Annotated in this window: 13 protein-coding genes; 7 read left to right on the top strand and 6 right to left on the bottom strand. The window is 38.4% G+C overall.

Annotated elements, in window-relative coordinates:
• Positions 1 to 131: 131 nt before the first annotated feature.
• Positions 132 to 1,772: a malate dehydrogenase (quinone) gene (gene mqo, locus EXE30_RS09110; protein ID WP_130162103.1), complete on the bottom strand. Its 1,641-nt coding sequence runs from the start codon at positions 1,770 to 1,772 to the stop codon at positions 132 to 134.
• A gap of 257 nt (positions 1,773 to 2,029) precedes the next feature.
• Here mqo and EXE30_RS16125 point away from each other — a divergent pair, with 257 nt between their 5' ends.
• The 4 genes from EXE30_RS16125 (at position 2,030) to EXE30_RS09095 (ending at position 6,273) form a co-directional block, all read left to right on the top strand.
• Positions 2,030 to 2,155: a hypothetical protein gene (locus tag EXE30_RS16125; protein ID WP_265937116.1), complete on the top strand. Its 126-nt coding sequence runs from the start codon at positions 2,030 to 2,032 to the stop codon at positions 2,153 to 2,155.
• Between the two features lie 589 nt (positions 2,156 to 2,744).
• Positions 2,745 to 3,506 (top strand): ABC transporter ATP-binding protein, encoded by a 762-nt coding sequence (locus EXE30_RS09105; RefSeq protein WP_213072745.1) that lies wholly within the window; start codon positions 2,745 to 2,747, stop codon positions 3,504 to 3,506.
• Positions 3,503 to 4,933, top strand: coding sequence for an ABC transporter permease (locus EXE30_RS09100; RefSeq protein ID WP_130162102.1), 1,431 nt, complete (start codon positions 3,503 to 3,505; stop codon positions 4,931 to 4,933). The genes EXE30_RS09105 and EXE30_RS09100 overlap by 4 nt, the downstream gene beginning before the upstream one ends.
• Positions 4,930 to 6,273 carry a DUF3526 domain-containing protein gene (locus EXE30_RS09095; protein ID WP_130162101.1) on the top strand — a complete coding sequence of 448 codons (1,344 nt, stop codon included), beginning with the start codon at positions 4,930 to 4,932 and terminating at the stop codon, positions 6,271 to 6,273. The genes EXE30_RS09100 and EXE30_RS09095 overlap by 4 nt, the downstream gene beginning before the upstream one ends.
• Before the next feature lie 138 nt (positions 6,274 to 6,411).
• Here EXE30_RS09095 and EXE30_RS09090 read toward each other — a convergent pair whose 3' ends face one another.
• Both EXE30_RS09090 and EXE30_RS09085 read right to left on the bottom strand, forming a co-directional pair.
• Positions 6,412 to 7,104 (bottom strand): hypothetical protein, encoded by a 693-nt coding sequence (locus EXE30_RS09090; protein ID WP_130162100.1) that lies wholly within the window; start codon positions 7,102 to 7,104, stop codon positions 6,412 to 6,414.
• A gap of 330 nt (positions 7,105 to 7,434) precedes the next feature.
• On the bottom strand, positions 7,435 to 7,659 hold the full coding sequence (locus EXE30_RS09085; protein WP_130162099.1) for a DNA-binding protein: 225 nt from the start codon (positions 7,657 to 7,659) through the stop codon (positions 7,435 to 7,437).
• 203 nt (positions 7,660 to 7,862) lie between these two features.
• On the opposite strand from EXE30_RS09085, the gene EXE30_RS09080 reads away from it, so the two are divergent.
• Both EXE30_RS09080 and EXE30_RS09075 read left to right on the top strand, forming a co-directional pair.
• Positions 7,863 to 10,097, top strand: a complete 2,235-nt coding sequence (locus EXE30_RS09080; protein ID WP_130162098.1) for an ATP-dependent nuclease — start codon at positions 7,863 to 7,865, stop codon at positions 10,095 to 10,097.
• Entirely contained in the window at positions 10,084 to 11,925 is a 1,842-nt protein-coding gene (locus EXE30_RS09075) for a UvrD-helicase domain-containing protein (protein WP_130162097.1), read from the top strand. The genes EXE30_RS09080 and EXE30_RS09075 overlap by 14 nt, the downstream gene beginning before the upstream one ends.
• A 126-nt stretch (positions 11,926 to 12,051) precedes the next feature.
• Here the strand turns inward: EXE30_RS09075 and EXE30_RS09070 are convergent, their stop codons facing one another.
• The 3 genes from EXE30_RS09070 to EXE30_RS09060 form a co-directional block, all read right to left on the bottom strand.
• Positions 12,052 to 13,335, bottom strand: a complete 1,284-nt coding sequence (locus tag EXE30_RS09070) for a ribonucleotide-diphosphate reductase subunit beta (protein WP_130162096.1) — start codon at positions 13,333 to 13,335, stop codon at positions 12,052 to 12,054.
• Between the two features lie 138 nt (positions 13,336 to 13,473).
• Positions 13,474 to 13,605 (bottom strand): hypothetical protein, encoded by a 132-nt coding sequence (locus EXE30_RS09065; protein WP_004669850.1) that lies wholly within the window; start codon positions 13,603 to 13,605, stop codon positions 13,474 to 13,476.
• A 56-nt stretch (positions 13,606 to 13,661) separates the two neighbouring features.
• Positions 13,662 to 16,496: a ribonucleoside-diphosphate reductase subunit alpha gene (locus EXE30_RS09060; protein WP_130162095.1), complete on the bottom strand. Its 2,835-nt coding sequence runs from the start codon at positions 16,494 to 16,496 to the stop codon at positions 13,662 to 13,664.
• Between the two features lie 523 nt (positions 16,497 to 17,019).
• On the opposite strand from EXE30_RS09060, the gene bfmR reads away from it, so the two are divergent.
• The gene (bfmR, locus tag EXE30_RS09055) at positions 17,020 to 17,736 is read left to right on the top strand and encodes a response regulator transcription factor BfmR (protein ID WP_004669852.1); all 717 of its coding nucleotides are present in this window, start codon (positions 17,020 to 17,022) and stop codon (positions 17,734 to 17,736) included.
• Positions 17,737 to 17,807 lie beyond the last annotated feature (71 nt).

The raw sequence follows: 17,807 nt of genomic DNA, 5'->3' as shown, positions 1-17,807 counted from the left end.
ACGTTCAATACACTCAAGTCACGACGGGAGCATGCTGTAAACATGGGTGATGTAGTAGAGCAAAGAAGGGCATACTCAATAAAAAAGGGATGAGTTGTAACTCATCCCTTTTGATGGATCTAGGGATTTACTTATTGAGCTACAGCTTCCGCTTGAGCTACTTTTTTAGCAGGAACTAAGTTCGCAGGCGTTGAGTAGGTTAAGCCTAAAGTAGAGCTGGTGTAATGACGGATTTGATCTAGCAACGCTGGATCTGTTGCAAGGTCTTGACCATAAGAACGAACGATTTCATGAAGTTTGCCATTCCATTCCCCAGCTGTTTGTTCAGGGAATGCTTTTTCAAGTAAGTTCAACATGATGTAAGGCGAGGTCGAAGCACCTGGAGACGCGCCAAGAAGTGCCGTTACAGACTTATCTTCAGATGCAAAGATTTCTGTACCAAACTGCAATTTAGCAGCTTTGCCCGGCTCTTTCTTGATGATCTGTACACGTTGACCACCTTGACGTAAGTGCCAGTCTTTCGGATCAGCTTCTGGGTAGTATTTTTTCAACTCATTGAAACGATCTTCATCAGACATCAATACTTGGCTAACCAAATACTGTACGAGGTCAGCATTATGTAAGCCAATCGCTGCCATTGGCAACACATTGTTCTTGTTGGTAGATGCAAGTAAATCAAGTTGCGAACCATATTTCAGGAATTTGTTTGAATAGGTTGCAAATGGCCCAAACAATACATATTTCTTACCATCGATATAACGTGTATCAATATGTGGTACTGACATCGGAGGTGCACCAAGATCCGCACGACCATAAACTTTAGCTGTATGCTTTTCAGTGATTGCAGGATTATCGGTAACAAGGAATTCGCCACCAACTGGGAAGCCAGCATATTGTTTTGCTTCTGGTAAGCCAGTCATTTGCAATAATTTAATGGCTGCACCGCCCGCACCAATAAACACAAAACGTGTTTTGACATGGTTGACTTCACCAGATTTCAAATCTTTAAACGCAACTGACCACGTATTGTCATCATTTTTACTGATACCAGTTACTTCAGTTGACGTTCTGAGTTTGAAGTTTGGATTTTTTTCCAGATGATTGACCAGTTGAGTTGTGATCGCGCCATAGTTCACGTCAGAGCCAACGTCCATACGTGTCGCTGCGAGTTTTTGTTGCGTATCACGACCAGCCATAACTAAAGGCGCCCATTGCTTAATTTTAGCTGGGTCTTCAGTGATTTTCATGCCTGCAAATAATGGTTCTTTGATCATGGCGGCATAGCGCTTTTCCATGAATTCCACATTGTCACCCCATACAAAGGCAATATGCGGTACAGGATTAATAAAGGTATTTGGTGTGTTTAATACACCTTGTTTTACTTGATGCGCCCAAAATTGTTTTGCAATTTCAAACTGACTCGCCACATTGACGGCTTTAGAAACGTCCATCTTACCGTTTTTTTCTTCGGTATAGTTCATTTCCATAAAGCCTGAGTGACCTGTACCCGCATTGTTAAAACCATTTGAACTTTCTTGAGCAACTGCATCAAGACGTTCATACATGCGAACATTCCAATCGGGTTGTAGTTCGTTGAGGTAAGCACCTAAAGTGGCACTCATGATACCGCCACCGATCAGTACAACGTCGACAATGGGTTCATCACTTTTAGTTTTGATTGCCTTAGACGTAACAGGTCTAAAAAGAAAGGCAATTGCGATAACGATTAGCACTAGAAGGAGTGCTAATAAATACTTCCAAAATTTTTTCATTCAATTTACCTTAAAAATTAAATGACTCCCTATATGTTTGATATAGAGAGAAAAGATTTAAATGAGGATTGGCGTATTAAAGACACATCAGGATAGGCGAGTGCTTTAATTGAAGTTGGAGACAATTTTGTGAATTTTACTTTAATTTGGATAGTATTTTTGTGTATTTAATGTTTCAGAATACGTGACTCATATCACTTTTTTAAGTCTTGGTCAGGGTAACTTATCGGAATACTTGAGCTTTAGGGTTAATGCACTTGGGCGAAAGTGAGTGGAGTGTCCGAAGCATTCGCTTACATATCCTAGACAATGGTGGAAATTACATCCATGAAATCCGTGCATGTGCGTCTGTATTCAAAATTACTGAATTAGACGAATCTTAAACCTAAGTTTTGACTTAAATTTATTTAAGTGCAGTAAATGTTATGTTATAAATACACTTTTATGTTGAAATGTTATAACATTTCATTTTGGCTTGGTGAGTTTTCCCGTGGTTAACGTTCTATAGCCATCAGAGTGAATGCAATTACAAGATAAATTGGTTCGGATTTTGATGGTGGAAAAAGAGAATTAGATGCTTTAAGTGCTTCACTTCTTTATAAAATCAATGATGAATTATTGACTTCTCTCTCGATTGAACATTCAAAAGATGATGGTAAGCATGACGATCAAGGCATGCCATATTTTCATTTTTGCTGAAAAACTTAACAGATGAAATCTATGCCACAACAGCAAGAAGAGATGCGTACGTCTTTCTTGGGGAGGCTAGGGGTTTTGAATTGGGTCTGAAATATAAGTTTGAAAAACTAAGTATTGATTACAAAGATATTTATCAATACTTGTCGCGAATTATATCGGCATTACAAGCATAGTGATCGGTTATGATCGCTAAAGTACAAACAGTATGCCATTCGTTCGTTAGTAGCTATCCAGTGTGAGCTTCACACTTTTGATTGAATAAAAGGGTTTCGAGTGAGTATAAACAAACTAAAGCTACCTTCTACTGTCATTGATTCCAGTGATTATGTGTTAGAGGCCAGTACGGTCGTTGCTGGTTATGGCAACAAAACGATTCTGCAACAACTAGATTTACATATCCGTTGTGGTGAAATTTATGCATTGCTTGGTGCCAATGGTGCTGGTAAGACCACAACACTAAGCCTCTTTCTTGGTTTCTTAGCACCTCAAGCGGGGCGAGTACGTGTACAGGGGGTTGATCCGATTACACAAGCTGCTGAAGCTCGACGCAATATTGCTTATATTCCAGAAAATGTTGCGCTTTATGAACATTTGAGTGCTCGAGAGAATGTCGCTTACTTACTCGACTTAGCGGATCAAAATGTAAGTCAGGACAGTATTGACCAAGCATTGGCGGCGGCAGGGTTGGCTCAAGACGCTTTTGATCGCCGTGTCGGTGGATTTTCTAAAGGGATGCGTCAAAAAGTTGCGATTGCTTTGGCTCTAGCTCGTAAAGTACCAGCATTGCTGTTGGATGAGCCGACTTCTGGACTTGATCCGCAGGCAACGACTGAATTTAACCGATTATTAGGTGTGTTACGGGAACAAGGCGTTGCTATTTTAATGGTCACGCACGACTTGCTCAGTGCGGCTGATGTTGCGGATCGTATTGGCTTCTTGGATGCCGGGCGTTTGGTTGAAGAGGTAGCTGCAACGGGTGTTGATCGCTTTGATGTACGTGCCTTGCATCGTCGTTATGCCGGATATGAGCTATGAGTGTTGTGAAGCGAATCGCCCGCGAAGAATGGCGCTATTTGTTTCGAAACCGAGTTGCTGTTTTTGGTTTGTTATTACTCTTGGTCTTAATGTTAGTCGCAACATTTAATGCTTGGGAACATCAAAATCAAACCAATGCTGAGCGAGCGCATTATCAGGCGCAGGTTAATCATGAATTTGAAGCCCAACCCGATCGCCATCCACACCGAATGGTTCATTATGGACATTTCGTATTTCGACCACTCAACCCATTGGCCGCGTTTGATACAGGTATTGATGCTTATACCGGTAATACGTTGTTTTTAGAAGGGCATCGGCAGAATAGTGCAAACTTTGGTGATGTACGTCAATCCTCTTTGTTATTACGTTTTGGTCAGTTGACTCCCGCTTTTGTTCTACAAGTGTTGGCACCACTGCTATTAATTTTTGTTGGCCATTCAGGGGTTGTACGTGAACGTGAATCGGGTACCTTGCGGGTTTTATTGGCACAAGGGGTGAGCGGTCGGCAACTGGTTATGGGTAAGTTGCTGGCACTTACTGGTTTTGCTGGATTGATCATTTTACCTGCACTTTTAGCGTTAGGCTGGATGGCGATGAGTGGGCAGACATTATGGTCATTCGTTTTGTGGCTTTCGGCAGGTTATATCCTCTGGTTACTCATATGGACTTTTGCTGTTGTATTGATGTCTAGCTTATTTGCACGTACCCGTGATGTGCTTTTAGCGATGTTAGCGGTTTGGGCTGTAATGGTCATTTTATTACCACGCTGGATACCAGATGTTGTCAATACAACCATCGAGCTTCCAACCCGTATGGAAAATGAAATTAATGCACAACGTGAATATCGAGCATTAGGCGATGCGCATAATCCAGATGATCCGAAGTTTACTGAGTTCCGAGATAAAGTGTTAAAAGAATATGGTGTTACACGTATTGAGGATTTGCCAGTCAATTTTAAAGGCTTAGTCGGCATGGAGGGTGAACGTCAATCTACAGAATTGTTTAACCGCTATGCAACAGCAACGCTTGACTTGCAAGCACAACAAAACCAAATCGTTGATCAGTTTGGATGGCTCAGCCCAACATTGGCATTACGACGTCTTTCGATGACAGCCTCAGGCACAGATTTAGATAATTTCCGTCGTTTCTTAGAGCAAGGAGAGCATTATCGTTACGACTTGATTCAAGGATTGAATCGGCTTCAAGCAGAAGCGTTAACTTATGCGGATGATACTGATAAAAATAAGGAAAATCGTATTGACCACAAGCATTGGCAGTCTTTCCCAACATTTGAGTTTAAACCTAGAACAGTCTCTGAAACTGGGCAACAAATTGTACCTGCTGGCAGTATTTTATTGTTGTGGTTAGTCGCTCTCGCTATTGCCACATGGTTCCAAGCTAGCCGACTCGGGAGAATTGTACGATGAAATGGTTAATACATGAATGGCGTTTGTTTCAACGATCAACTCTCTCTATCGTGGCCATTCTCTTACTATTGGCTCTGACAACCATGTCGGTATGGTCTGGCTTAAAAGAAGTTGAACGGCAACATCAGACAATTGAACATTTAGCTTCTATTCATGAACAGGATGTAGCTGCCATAGCAGATCAATATGCCGATGCAGGGGATGTTGGTTATCCAGCGTATTATACTTTTCATAATACTTGGGATGCACCGTCTGATGCTGCTTTTTTAGCGTTGGGATTACGCGATGCAGCGCCTTATGTGTTGCGAGTGCGGGCTTTGGGTTTACAGGCACAATTATATGAAGGAGAAGTATTCAATCCTGAATTGGCATTATCGGGTCGATTTGATTTTGCATTTGTACTGATTTATCTGGTTCCTTTATTTGTGATCGCACTGTTACATGATTTGATCTCTGTAGAGCGTCAGTCTGGTCGCTTAGGTTTATTGCTTTCACTACCTGATGGAACACGTATTTGGCGACGTCGTGTTGCATTGCGATATGGCCTGCTTTTAACTTGCTTGGTTGTTCCTGTGTTAATTGGTGCAGTTGTCGCGGGTACTGCATGGGCGACGGTGGGTATGGTTGTATTCATCGCGGCAAGTTATTTGGCTTTTTGGGTTGGACTTGCGCTACTTGTTGCTACACGTGGTTGGCGCTCAGTAACCAATGCTACTGCATTGATGGGAGCTTGGGTGATGTTGACTTTAGTGCTCCCAACATTAGCGAATGTTGCTTTGGTTCGTACTATTCCTGTCCATCAAGGGGTAGATTTAATGCTAGCACAACGTCAGATCGTGCATGGCGCTTGGGAAGTTCCACGAGAACAAACCATGCAACGTTTTTTCGCGAGTCACCCTGAGTGGAAAGATACTGCGCCTTTGGCAAAAGGCTTTCAATGGAAATGGTATTTTGCCTTTCATCAAGTAGGGGACGAGAGTGTGGCTGGCCAAGCACAGCAATATCGTGAAGGATTGTTGAAACGTCAGGCATGGACTGATCGTATCGGATGGTTCTTGCCGGGTGTAGGTGCGCAAGTTGCCTTACATCAATTTGCAAATACCGATCTACCTGCGCAATTGCACTATCAGGATCAGATTACGAATTACCATAAACAGATTCGAACATATTACTACCCATATTTGTTCAATGATTTGGAATTTAATTCTGCTGAGTTTGATGCACGACCTGTGTTTAAACCTGAGTCGCATGATGCGGGATCAATCCATATGCATACTTGGATTATGTTAATCCTTTGTTGGTTGATCGCAGGGTTGGGGATAAGAAGTATCTACAATTGATGATTTGTGGATAGATGGTGTAGTAGGTCATGTCGTGAACTTGCAAACTCTGAATCCGATTGTTGACGTAAAAAAATAGAGCCTGATGGCTCTATTTTTTATAATAAATATTCGTTACTCGACACATAAATTGTCATTTTAATTTTTTTGCTTTAATGCAAATTCAATAAGTTCTAATTGGTATTTGTAGCGTTGGATTTGATAGTTGACAATCATTGCACCTAAAGCAATTCCTGTTAGAAAAGCTGTGCCATACAGCAGCAAGGTTTGGACTATGTCCCCATTAGTTAATGAAAATGAAACAGATGGTGTTTTTGAAAATTCTTTCCATACAGACCAACCTAACCCTATTAATGAAAACACAGCATATTTGTCCGAGTTTCCAATAAATGTAGAAATTCTATTACTGAGTCGGGAGCATTTTAACTGAAGCCAATCTTGCACTTCTAAAAGAGTTTCTTTTTTATACTTGGTTAATGATTCAATTGCTTTTTTATCATGTTCAATTTCAAGTATCAACCAATCAAAACTTCGCGATTTAAATTTGAATATTGATACTAAGCCAACGCATATATCGATAATGATATACATCGTTGGTATAAACATAGTTAACAAAGCAAACCATATAGCAATTTCTCTTCCTTGATCCGTAAAGGGAGATGCCTTATGCCATACAGCCAGTATAACTAATATTAAAAATAAAATGCCTGTAATAGCAGTCATGTATTTATAGCCTCGTCTGGTAAGGCTTTCTAAATACGTTTCTCTGTTCTTTGCTGGCAAGGGTTCAAGTTGATTTAACTGTACTAAAAGGGGCTTTATTTCTTGCATGGTTTTCCTCAAATAGATAATATATTTATAAATTAAGTAGGTTAATTCCTTGTCATTTAATTTAAGTCATTAGTTTTATTTATGGGATAGAAAAAGTTAGAGATGCGTCATTTTATGTCGTAAAAATTCTAGTCTAAGTGATTTTTACATCATGTTTGTAAGTATGCTAAATAGTTTAAATTTTAAATTATGATTCTAATGGATTGAAATAACTTAATTTTTATCTTAATGGTCAAAGCCTAACCAATATTATTGTTATCCCAATGTATATTGTATAGAACCAACGGATCCGAAAGGATCCGTTTCTATTTGTGCTTTATGAAATTCTTGTCACAGCGTCTCCTTAATTTTTTCGAAAGTAAAATCAGGTTCTATAATTCCATCCTTTAGACCAAGTTTGACTGTGATTTGATGGCTTTTACCTCGGGTAGGCTTATGCTTGGCATTTAGAACTTGATATACCTGCTTTGGAGAGAAACCATTCTCTCTAGCCCATTCAGCAATTGATAATCCTCTGATTTGTAAAGTTTCTTTGACTTCACCAGGTGTTCTCATAAAAAATGCCTTACATAGAAATATGTCTATATAGGTTTATTTATATACAAGTTGAGAGAGGATATTAAGTTTGATTTATATTTAACTTATTGTTTTTTCGGTATTTTGTGTAATATGTTGAATTTTATTTACAAAACTATAGAAGATTTCAAAATAATTTCGTAATGTTAAGATTATGTTTTATAAAATAATTAGGGGTAAAAATGAGATTAGTAAAAGCTGACATAAAAAATTTCCGAAAACTAAAAAACTGTTCACTGAGTTTTTCATCAGATCAAACGATTCTTGTTGGTGCAAATAACAGTGGAAAAACCTCTGCGATGAAAGTTTTAAAATTATTTCTAAAACATGAATCTTCAAATGAAGGTTTTAAATACACAGATTTTACATTTGATAATTGGGGGCAATTGAATAAGAGGGCTCAATTTTGGCTTAATGAAACAGTTATAATGAATGCAGAGGAAGAATTACAAGAGTGGAAAAATTTGTGTCCTACTTTAGACCTCATCATAAATGTGGAATCTTCTGAAATTCATCATGTAATAGAGTTTTTACCTTCTTTGGATTGGGATGGGGGGCTCATTGGCTTGAGATTAAGGTTAGAGCCTAAAAATATAGAAGAATTGCGAAATGATTTTGTTGAATTATGCCATGAGAATAAGAGAGTTATGTCGGAGAATGGACAAATTGAACTTAGTAATCTTTGGCCTAATGAAAATATACAAGAGTTTTTAAGTCGCCATCTAGATAAATATTTTAAGATAAAATCATATGTTATTGATCCATATGTTAAAGAAACAGAAGAGCTTATATTGGATACTAGTGAGCCTCTGAAAGGCCTAATAAAAATAGACGTCATTGGTGAAGATGCAGGTTTTTTTAATAGTAATGGTGCAAAAAATTTATTATCGACAATTATCCAAAGTTTTTATAAATCACATTTTGATAATGATGATCGTAGGAAAACAGCTAATGATTTAGTAGCAATTAGAGCAGTTAACGACTCTAAAAGTGCTTTTGATACGACTCTAACGGAAACTTTCTCAGAAATATTAAGTGAAATAAGAGACTTAGGATATCCTGGAAGTAAAAATGATCCTAATATAAGTATTTCCAGTAAGATTGACCAAATAGAAACATTAGGTCATGAAAGTGCAATACGCTTTAAGATCAATAATGATGATGGTGAAGAGGAAATTAAAATCCCCGAAGGGTTAAATGGATTAGGTTTTCGTCGGTTAATTTCTATCACTTTAACATTAATAGATTTTCGTGAGTCTTGGTTAAGAAGTAATAGATTAGATCAAGAACCCATAGAACCTTTACATCTAGTTCTTATTGAAGAACCTGAAGCTCATTTACATGCACAGGTACAGCAAGTTTTTATAAAGAAAGCATATGAAACCTTGTGTCATGGTCAACCTAGTCATTGTAGAACACAATTATTGGTAAGTACTCATTCAAGCTATTTGGCACGGGAACTAGACTTTTCAAATCTACGTTACTTTAAAAGAAAAAATAGTGACTTGATACCACATGCAGAGGTAGTAGATCTTTCTAAAACTTTTGATGAAAATGCATCACAAAACGAGAAATTTGTTACTCGTTATATTAAAACTACTCACTGTGATTTATTTTTTGCGAATGGAATTATTCTGGTTGAAGGTGATGCAGAAAGGTTGTTAGTACCTCATTTTATTAAAAATCATTTTCCTAAACTTAATAGTAGTTATATCTCAATCCTTTCTGTCGGTGGAGCACACGCTCATAGATTGCAAAGTTTGATTGAAAAACTTGACTTACCCTGTTTGATTATTACTGATTTAGACTCAGTTATAAAAACAATCCAAATGGACGAAGAGGGGAATATTAAGATGAATAAAGATAATACTGAAAAAGTAAAGTATGAGAAATGCATTCCTCTTCTTAATAAAGGTCAATTAACGAATAATGATACACTAATAAAATGGTTCCCTATGAAAGATCAAGTTGATGATCTATTAAAGCTGGGGTATGAGGAGAAAGCTAATGGAAATATAAGAGTTAGTTACCAAACTCAGGTCTCTTTTGGTTTTAAAGGTGAACAGAAAATAGCATTTCCTTATACATTTGAAGAGTCTGTTTATTTTGAAAATAGACCTTTGATTAATACCGTCTTTAAAAAAGATATAAATAAGGATGATAAGCGGATAAAGGCAACTGGGGTTCTATTAAAAATGATTAAGGCAGAGGAGTGTGAAGACGTTGATCATTTTAGGCAGAATATTTTTTCTGCGTTAGACAGTAATAAGGTTGATATGGCTATGGATTTAATTTATGGCCTAGAACCTAAAGAATTAAAAACACCGCAATATATTGATGAAGGCCTAAGTTGGCTAGAAAATAAAATAATAGGTGTTGATGAGTTGATAAAAGGGGAAATTAATGAAGTCTGTTGATGCTGTGGTTTTAGAGGATTTAATTTTTGATTATGTATCTTCATCACCCCCTCAAAGTTTCGTTTTATATGCAGGTGCTGGTGCAGGAAAAACACATACTTTGCATCAAACACTCAAGAAGATAAAAGAAAATATTCTTTTGTCTCTGAGTCGAGAAAATAAAAAGCTTGCAGTGATAACATATACAAATGCTGCCTGTGATGAAATTAAAGAACGGATAAACTTTGATAGTAATTTTTTTGTTAGTACGATACATAGTTTTGCTTGGAGTTTAATTTCACCTTTTACAAAAGAAATTAAAGAAATAATTAGAGAGAGGTTGAAAGAGACAATTAGCGATGAGGAGGAAGCCTTAAGTAAATCTAGAAATTTAAACAATAAAACTAGTTTAGGTCGACAAGAGAGGATTAAGAAGTCTTTAAAAAGATTATCTTCATTAGAGTCAACTAGACGTTTTTCTTATAATCCAAATTCTTCAAATGTTGAGGAAAGCTCATTAGAGCATTCAGAGGTTATAGATATTTTTTCAAAATTATTAATTGAAAAGAAATCATTTAAAAAAATTTTAGTGAATAAGTATCCGATTCTCTTTTTAGATGAAGCTCAAGATACCTATGAAAAAGTAATTGATGCATTAGTTCAAACACAAATTGAATTTCATAATCAATTTGTGATTGGTTTGTTTGGCGACAATATGCAACGTATTTTTACTAATAATAAAAAAGACTTAGACACCTTTGCTCCTGAGAATTGGAGACGACCACAAAAGGTTGAAAATTGGAGGTGCCCAAAAAGAGTAGTAAAATTAATTAATAAAATCAGATTTGATGCTGATAAATTCCAACAAGAGTCTAAAGTTAGTTTTGATGGTGTCGTTCGTTGTTTAATTATTGATTCTAATAATCCGAGTTTGGATAAGTTGTTAGTAGAGGATGAAATATGTAAAATTATGGGAGGGGTAACTAATGATGATAAATGGAATTCACGTTCTGAAATAAAAACCTTAATTTTAGAGCATCATATGGCTGCAACTCGTTCTGGATTTCATATATTTTATAAGCCATTGTATGATTCTGCATTGCGTAATAAATTAAGTTCCGCAGATACCCAATCCTTAAGGTTTTTAGTTGGTACATTTTGTGAGTTTATTAACTCCATAATATCTAAAAATGATTTTAATATAATAAAAATTTTAAGAACTAGTTCCGATGTTTTTCGTAATTTTTCTATTATAGAGGACCAGTTATCTTATTTGAAAATTATAAGAGATAAAAAAAATGAACTATTTAATTTGTTAACGGATAGTAATAACTCTATAAAAATTATTCTTAATTATATTTATGAAAACAGTCTCTTAAACATTCCACCACTATTATTACAAGCATTAATTTTGGATAGCCACGCTCTCGATGAAGATAACATGTCCTCAGAACTTATTGCATATAGCCAAGCCTTGGATGCAAAAATAGATCAATTATTTAAATATGCATCCTATATTGATGGAAGTTCAGCTTTTGATACTCATCAAGGTGTTAAAGGTTTGCAATTTGAGAGAGTAATGGCGATTATAGATGATGATGAAGCAGGTGGTTTTTTGTTTGATTATGAGAAGTTTTTAGGTATTAAGGAATTAAGTGCATCAGATATAAAGAATGAGTCGTTAGGGCTTGATAGTGCTTTATCCCGTACCAGAAGGTTATTCTATGTAATTTGTAGTCGTGCTGAAAAAAGTCTGGCAGTAGTGTGTTATACAAAAAGTCCGATGTTCTTGAAAGATAGATTAATCGAAAAAGAATGGTTTCTTGAAAGTGAAATACATTTAGTTTAATTAAAAATAAAAAAATCCGATATTAAATCGGATTTTTTTATTTCAATGGCATTACATGTGTCGCGTAATGTCGTTACATGTGTCGTAAATGTCAACTCATGTGTCGCGTGACGTTTCTTTAATTTTTTACCAGCTCAAAGCACCGCCAGTTTGATAATCAGTTACGCGCGTCTCGAAGAAATTCTTCTCTTTGCGTAAATCCATCATTTCTGACATCCACTGGAATGGATTGGTCACACCAGCAAACTGCTCTGGTAAACCAAGTTGAGATAGGCGACGGTTACAGATGAATTTTAAGTATTCTTCCATCATTGCTGCGTTCATACCCAATACACCGCGTGGCATCGTGTCACGTGCATATTCGATCTCAAGCATCGTGCCTTCAAGAATCATTTGAATGACTTCTTGTTGGAATTCAGCCGTCCACAACTGTGGGTTTTCGATCTTGATTTGGTTAATCATATCGATACCAAAGTTCAAGTGCATCGATTCATCACGCAAGATGTATTGGAATTGCTCAGCAACACCATTCATCTTATTACGACGACCCATAGATAAGATTTGACTGAAACCACAGTAGAAGAAGATACCTTCAAGTACACAATAGAATGCGATCAAGTTACGCAATAAGATTTGATCGTTTTCAGGTGTACCTGTTTGGAAGGTTGGATCGCTCAATGACTGTGTATATTTTAAACCCCATGCTGCTTTACGTGCAACACTTGGGACTTCGCGGTACATATTGAAGACTTCGCCTTCATCCATACCCAAAGATTCAATACAGTATTGATAAGCATGGGTGTGAATCGCTTCTTCAAATGCTTGACGCAAGATGTATTGACGGCATTCAGGGTTGGTAATATGACGGTAAATCGCCAAGACCAAGTTGTTTGCAACCAATGAGTCCGCAGTCGAGAAGAAACCTAAAGAACGCATGATGATGGTACGCTCATCTTCAGTTAAGCCATTTTCAGACTTCCAAAGCGCGATATCATGGTTCATGTTGACTTCTTGTGGCATCCAGTGGTTGGCACATCCGTCTAAATACTTCTGCCAAGCCCATTCATATTTAAATGGAACAAGCTGGTTCAAGTCTGCACGGCAGTTGATCATCGCTTTGTCATCAACTTGCACACGTTGTGCACCCATCTCAAGCTCTTCTAAACCCGGTGCAACATCGAGATGTTCTAAGGCTTTAGATGCTCGAGCCAACGAATCGGTGGGATTTGTTGATCGGATGGCACTGGCTCCAGTGGATTGTGAAGCTGCCATGCTCTGCGATGAAGGCTCTGCATCAGATACCATCTGCGTATCAACCGTTTTTTTCGGTTCGACGGGCGCAGACTTGTGTTCATGTGTAGTCGGTTTTTGCGAATCATCTTCAAAATCGTCCCAACTTAGGATAGACATTTGCGTTCTCTCTTCGTTGTGTATAGCTGTTATCGACATCTCAACAAAGACATCTTAAATATACGCTTATATTGTGTAAGCAAAATTAAGTTTTATCGATTGATATTCAAAATTTTGATGAACTCAGACCTACAATCCCTAAGACTTATTTTGCTTACGCTGTTGTTTGCGAATGGCTAAAAATGCATAAACCATGGGCACATAAAAGAAAATAAAAGCAAAGATCAGAACAGCAAGTCCTAACATATAGTTATGGCTAAAATTGAACATAATCTCTGCCTTCTAGTTAAGTCCCCCTTTTTGAAAAAGGGGGATTTAGGAGAATTTTACTGACAAGCTTCACAGTCTGGGTTGTCGATTGAACACGCCATTGGCACTGGAGCCGCAGTGGTAAAACCGTCTTCTTCAACTTTAGCTTCTGGCTTCTTCTCTTCTACAGCTTGTGCTGCAACCACAGGAGCTTCAGCCGATGCTGGTTTCACTGCATTGAGTGCACCCGTATTAATCGTTGATTTCTCAGCAGAGGTTGCACCCAAAGCTCGGAGGTAATAAGTCGTTTTCAGACCACGTAACCATGCCATTTTATAGGTGATGTCAAGCTTCTTACCATTTGCACCAGCGATATAAAGGTTCAATGATTGTGCTTGATCGATCCATTTTTGACGACGAGAAGCAGCATCAACGATCCAACGTGTATCCACTTCAAATGCAGTCGCAAAGATTGCTTTTAATTCTTCAGGAATACGCGCAATTTTCTGTACAGAGCCTTCAAAGTGTTTCAGGTCATTGACCATCACGGTATCCCACAGACCACGTTCTTTTAATGCACGAACGAGGTATGGGTTGATCACAGTGAATTCACCAGAAAGGTTTGATTTCACATATAAGTTTTGGAATGTTGGCTCAATGGATTGAGACACGCCACAAATATTTGAAATGGTTGCCGTTGGTGCAATCGCCATCACATTCGAGTTACGCATACCATCTTTTTGAACTTTGGCACGTAATGTGTCCCAGTCCAAACGTTGAGTACGGTCAACTTCAAACATACGCTCTGGACGAGTTTTTGCAACAAGGTCTAAAGAGTCGATTGGAAGGATACCTTGATCCCACAATGAACCTTTAAATGTTGTATACACACCACGTTCAACAGCCAAATCACTCGAAGTTTGGATTGCATAGTAGCTAATCACTTCCATTGATTCATCAGCAAAATCAACTGCTGCATCAGAACCATAAGCGATGCCCATTTCATAAAGTGCATCTTGGAAGCCCATGATACCCATACCGACAGGGCGGTGCTTCAAGTTCGAGTTCTTCGCTTGTGGAACTGCATAGTAGTTAATGTCGATCACGTTATCGAGCATACGAACTGCAGTTTTAATGGTACGAGCAAGTTTCTCGCGATCGAGCACACCACCTTTAACGTGTTCTACGAGGTTAATCGAACCTAAGTTACATACCGCGATTTCATCTTGGCTAGTATTTAAGGTGATTTCTGTACACAAGTTTGATGAGTGCACTACGCCAACGTGTTGTTGTGGTGAGCGTAAGTTACATACGTCTTTGAATGTGATCCAAGGATGACCAGTTTCAAATAACATAGAAAGCATTTTGCGCCATAAGTCTTTCGCACGGATTTTCTTATGAAGCATATTGCTTTCTTTAGCAATGCCTTCGTAGTAAGCATAACGCTCAGCAAAGGCAGCGCCCGTTAAGTCATGCAAATCTGGTGTTTCAGAAGGGGTGAATAATGTCCAATCACCATCTTCAAATACACGCTGCATAAATAAGTCTGGCACCCAGTTTGCAGTGTTCATGTCATGAGTACGACGACGATCATCACCGGTGTTCTTACGTAGCTCTAGGAATTCTTCGATATCCAAGTGCCAAGTTTCTAGGTATGCACAAACCGCACCCTTACGTTTACCACCTTGGTTGACAGCGACTGCGGTATCGTTAGCAACTTTCAGGAATGGCACAACACCCTGAGATTTACCATTCGTACCTTTGATATATGAGTTCAACGCACGAACAGGTGTCCAGTCATTACCTAAACCGCCAGCCCATTTTGATAGCATTGCGTTGTCACGCATTGCACCATAAATGTCGTACAAGTCATCACCAATAGTGGTCAAGTAACAGCTTGAAAGTTGTGGGCGTAATGTACCTGAGTTAAATAGGGTAGGCGTAGATGCCATGTAGTCGAAGCTAGACAGTAAGTTATAGAACTCAATTGCGCGGTCTTCTTTATTTTCTTCACTGACTGCCAGACCCATCGACACACGCATAAAGAATAATTGTGGTAATTCAAAACGCACGCCATTTGAATGGATAAAGTAACGGTCAAATAAAGTTTGTAGACCTAAGTAGGTAAACTGGTTTGAGCGTTCTGGTCGAATCGCAGCTGCCAATTTTGCAAGGTCAAAATTAAGAAGATCAGGTGAGAGTAGATCGAGCTCAATCCCTTTCTTTAAGAACGTTTCTAAAGCATCACCTTCCGAAGTATCGGTTGGTAAACCTAAGAACACTAAGCCTGTGCTGACCAACTCATTACATAACAAACGTGCCGTCACATAAGTATAGTTTGGTTCTTGTTCGATGCGGGTACGTGTTGCCATCATCATCGTGGTGGCAATATCACTCTCTTTGACACCGTTATATAAGTTCTTAACAGTTTCATCGACAATGGCTTGTACATCAATGCCTTCCAAACCCGCACTTGCAGTTTCGATCGTGGTGGTCAGTGCATCCAAGTCCAAAGGTTGTAGTTGACCTTTGGCATCAATGATTTGAAGTGTTGGATGGTGGTTTGCCCCAGTTTGTTGGCGCGCAGTTGCACGTTGATCTCGATAGATCACATAGGCACGCGCAACTTTCTGCTCGCCTGTACGCATCAATGCCAACTCAACTTGATCTTGAATTTCTTCGATATGAATCGTGCCACCTGATGGTAAACGGCGATTGAATGTATTCAGAACCATCTCTGTCAGTTGTGTGATTCGGTCATGGATGCGACTAGAGTCAGCACCTTGTTGACCTTCAACAGCTAAAAAAGCTTTCCCAATCGCAACAGAGATTTTTTCAGCATTAAAAGTCGCAATTTCACCAGTGCGCTTAATAACCTGAAGTTGGCCGGGAGTAGAAGTGATGATGCTCATGTCAGCATAGCTCCATTATCATCTATATTTTTATGTTCATAGACCGTTTGAATCGAGCAAAAATTATGCCACGATGTTTGAGGGATAAACACAAGACTTAGTGGTTAAAGTTTATTTTAAACACAAGATACGGTATTTTTAGCAGTAGATCAATATTGACATTTTACTAAAGTTTTTTTCATGTTTTAACTGCTGATTTCACAGACACATAGCATAGCAAAGCCCTTCAAAAAGCCGTATAGATAACTCTGTGGATAACTCAAAAAACAAACACTTAAATTCTTTTTGACCAACTAAGAAACAAATTGTTTAACATTGGAACAAATTTTATACTTATTATTCATTCTGTTGGAGAGAAGCATAAAAAACTGAAAAAGCCATTAAAATTCATAATTTTAATAAAATTATAACAAAATGAGGTAGGCGTGTATCAGTTTGGTGAACGGCTACTTGTTTACAATGTAAACGTGTGTATATTGCAAAACATGAACCAATGTATATGCCAAATTTTAGGGGCAAACAAATGAGCCAAGAAGAAAAGTTACCGAAAATTTTGATCGTAGAAGATGATGAGCGTTTAGCTCGGTTAACACAAGAGTATTTGATCCGTAACGGTTTAGAGGTTGGGGTTGAAACTGATGGTAACCGCGCGATTCGTCGAATTATCAGCGAACAACCAGATCTAGTTGTGCTTGACGTCATGTTGCCAGGTGCGGACGGCTTAACCGTTTGTCGTGAAGTGCGTCCGCATTATCATCAACCGATTTTGATGTTGACAGCACGTACAGAAGATATGGACCAAGTACTTGGTTTGGAAATGGGTGCAGACGATTATGTTGCTAAGCCTGTTCAACCACGTGTGTTGTTGGCTCGTATTCGTGCGTTATTACGCCGTACAGATAAAACAGTTGAAGATGAAGTCGCTCAACGTATCGAGTTTGACGATCTTGTGATTGATAATGGCGGTCGTTCAGTGACCTTAAATGGTGAGCTGGTTGATTTCACCAGCGCTGAATATGATTTGTTGTGGTTGTTAGCGTCGAACGCAGGGCGTATCTTATCTCGTGAAGATATTTTTGAGCGTCTACGTGGTATTGAGTACGATGGCCAAGACCGCTCAATTGATGTGCGTATTTCTCGTATTCGTCCAAAAATTGGCGATGACCCAGAAAACCCGAAACGAATTAAAACAGTACGCAGTAAAGGTTATTTATTCGTTAAAGAAACCAATGGGATGTAAAATTCAGCCCCTCCTTTTCTCGTAAAGGAGGGTTTCTCTTTTTTAACAAGGAGAAGTTGTTGAATAACTTG

The organism is Acinetobacter halotolerans (assembly GCF_004208515.1).
GTDB classification, from domain to species: Bacteria; Pseudomonadota; Gammaproteobacteria; order Pseudomonadales; family Moraxellaceae; genus Acinetobacter; species Acinetobacter halotolerans.
This window is presented reverse-complemented; position numbering and strand designations above follow the sequence as displayed.

What these genes read in the sequence shown, in the direction of transcription:
- EXE30_RS09095 (WP_130162101.1), top strand. Translation starts at nt 4,930, where the DNA reads ATGAAATGGTTAATACATGAATGGCGTTTGTTTCAACGATCAACTCTC.
- EXE30_RS09080 (WP_130162098.1), top strand. Translation starts at nt 7,863, where the DNA reads ATGAGATTAGTAAAAGCTGACATAAAAAATTTCCGAAAACTAAAAAAC.
- EXE30_RS09085 (WP_130162099.1), bottom strand. Translation starts at nt 7,659, where the DNA reads ATGAGAACACCTGGTGAAGTCAAAGAAACTTTACAAATCAGAGGATTA.
- EXE30_RS09075 (WP_130162097.1), top strand. Translation starts at nt 10,084, where the DNA reads ATGAAGTCTGTTGATGCTGTGGTTTTAGAGGATTTAATTTTTGATTAT.
- EXE30_RS09090 (WP_130162100.1), bottom strand. Translation starts at nt 7,104, where the DNA reads ATGCAAGAAATAAAGCCCCTTTTAGTACAGTTAAATCAACTTGAACCC.
- mqo (WP_130162103.1), bottom strand. Translation starts at nt 1,772, where the DNA reads ATGAAAAAATTTTGGAAGTATTTATTAGCACTCCTTCTAGTGCTAATC.
- EXE30_RS09070 (WP_130162096.1), bottom strand. Translation starts at nt 13,335, where the DNA reads ATGTCTATCCTAAGTTGGGACGATTTTGAAGATGATTCGCAAAAACCG.
- bfmR (WP_004669852.1), top strand. Translation starts at nt 17,020, where the DNA reads ATGAGCCAAGAAGAAAAGTTACCGAAAATTTTGATCGTAGAAGATGAT.
- EXE30_RS09065 (WP_004669850.1), bottom strand. Translation starts at nt 13,605, where the DNA reads ATGTTCAATTTTAGCCATAACTATATGTTAGGACTTGCTGTTCTGATC.
- EXE30_RS09060 (WP_130162095.1), bottom strand. Translation starts at nt 16,496, where the DNA reads ATGAGCATCATCACTTCTACTCCCGGCCAACTTCAGGTTATTAAGCGC.
- EXE30_RS09100 (WP_130162102.1), top strand. Translation starts at nt 3,503, where the DNA reads ATGAGTGTTGTGAAGCGAATCGCCCGCGAAGAATGGCGCTATTTGTTT.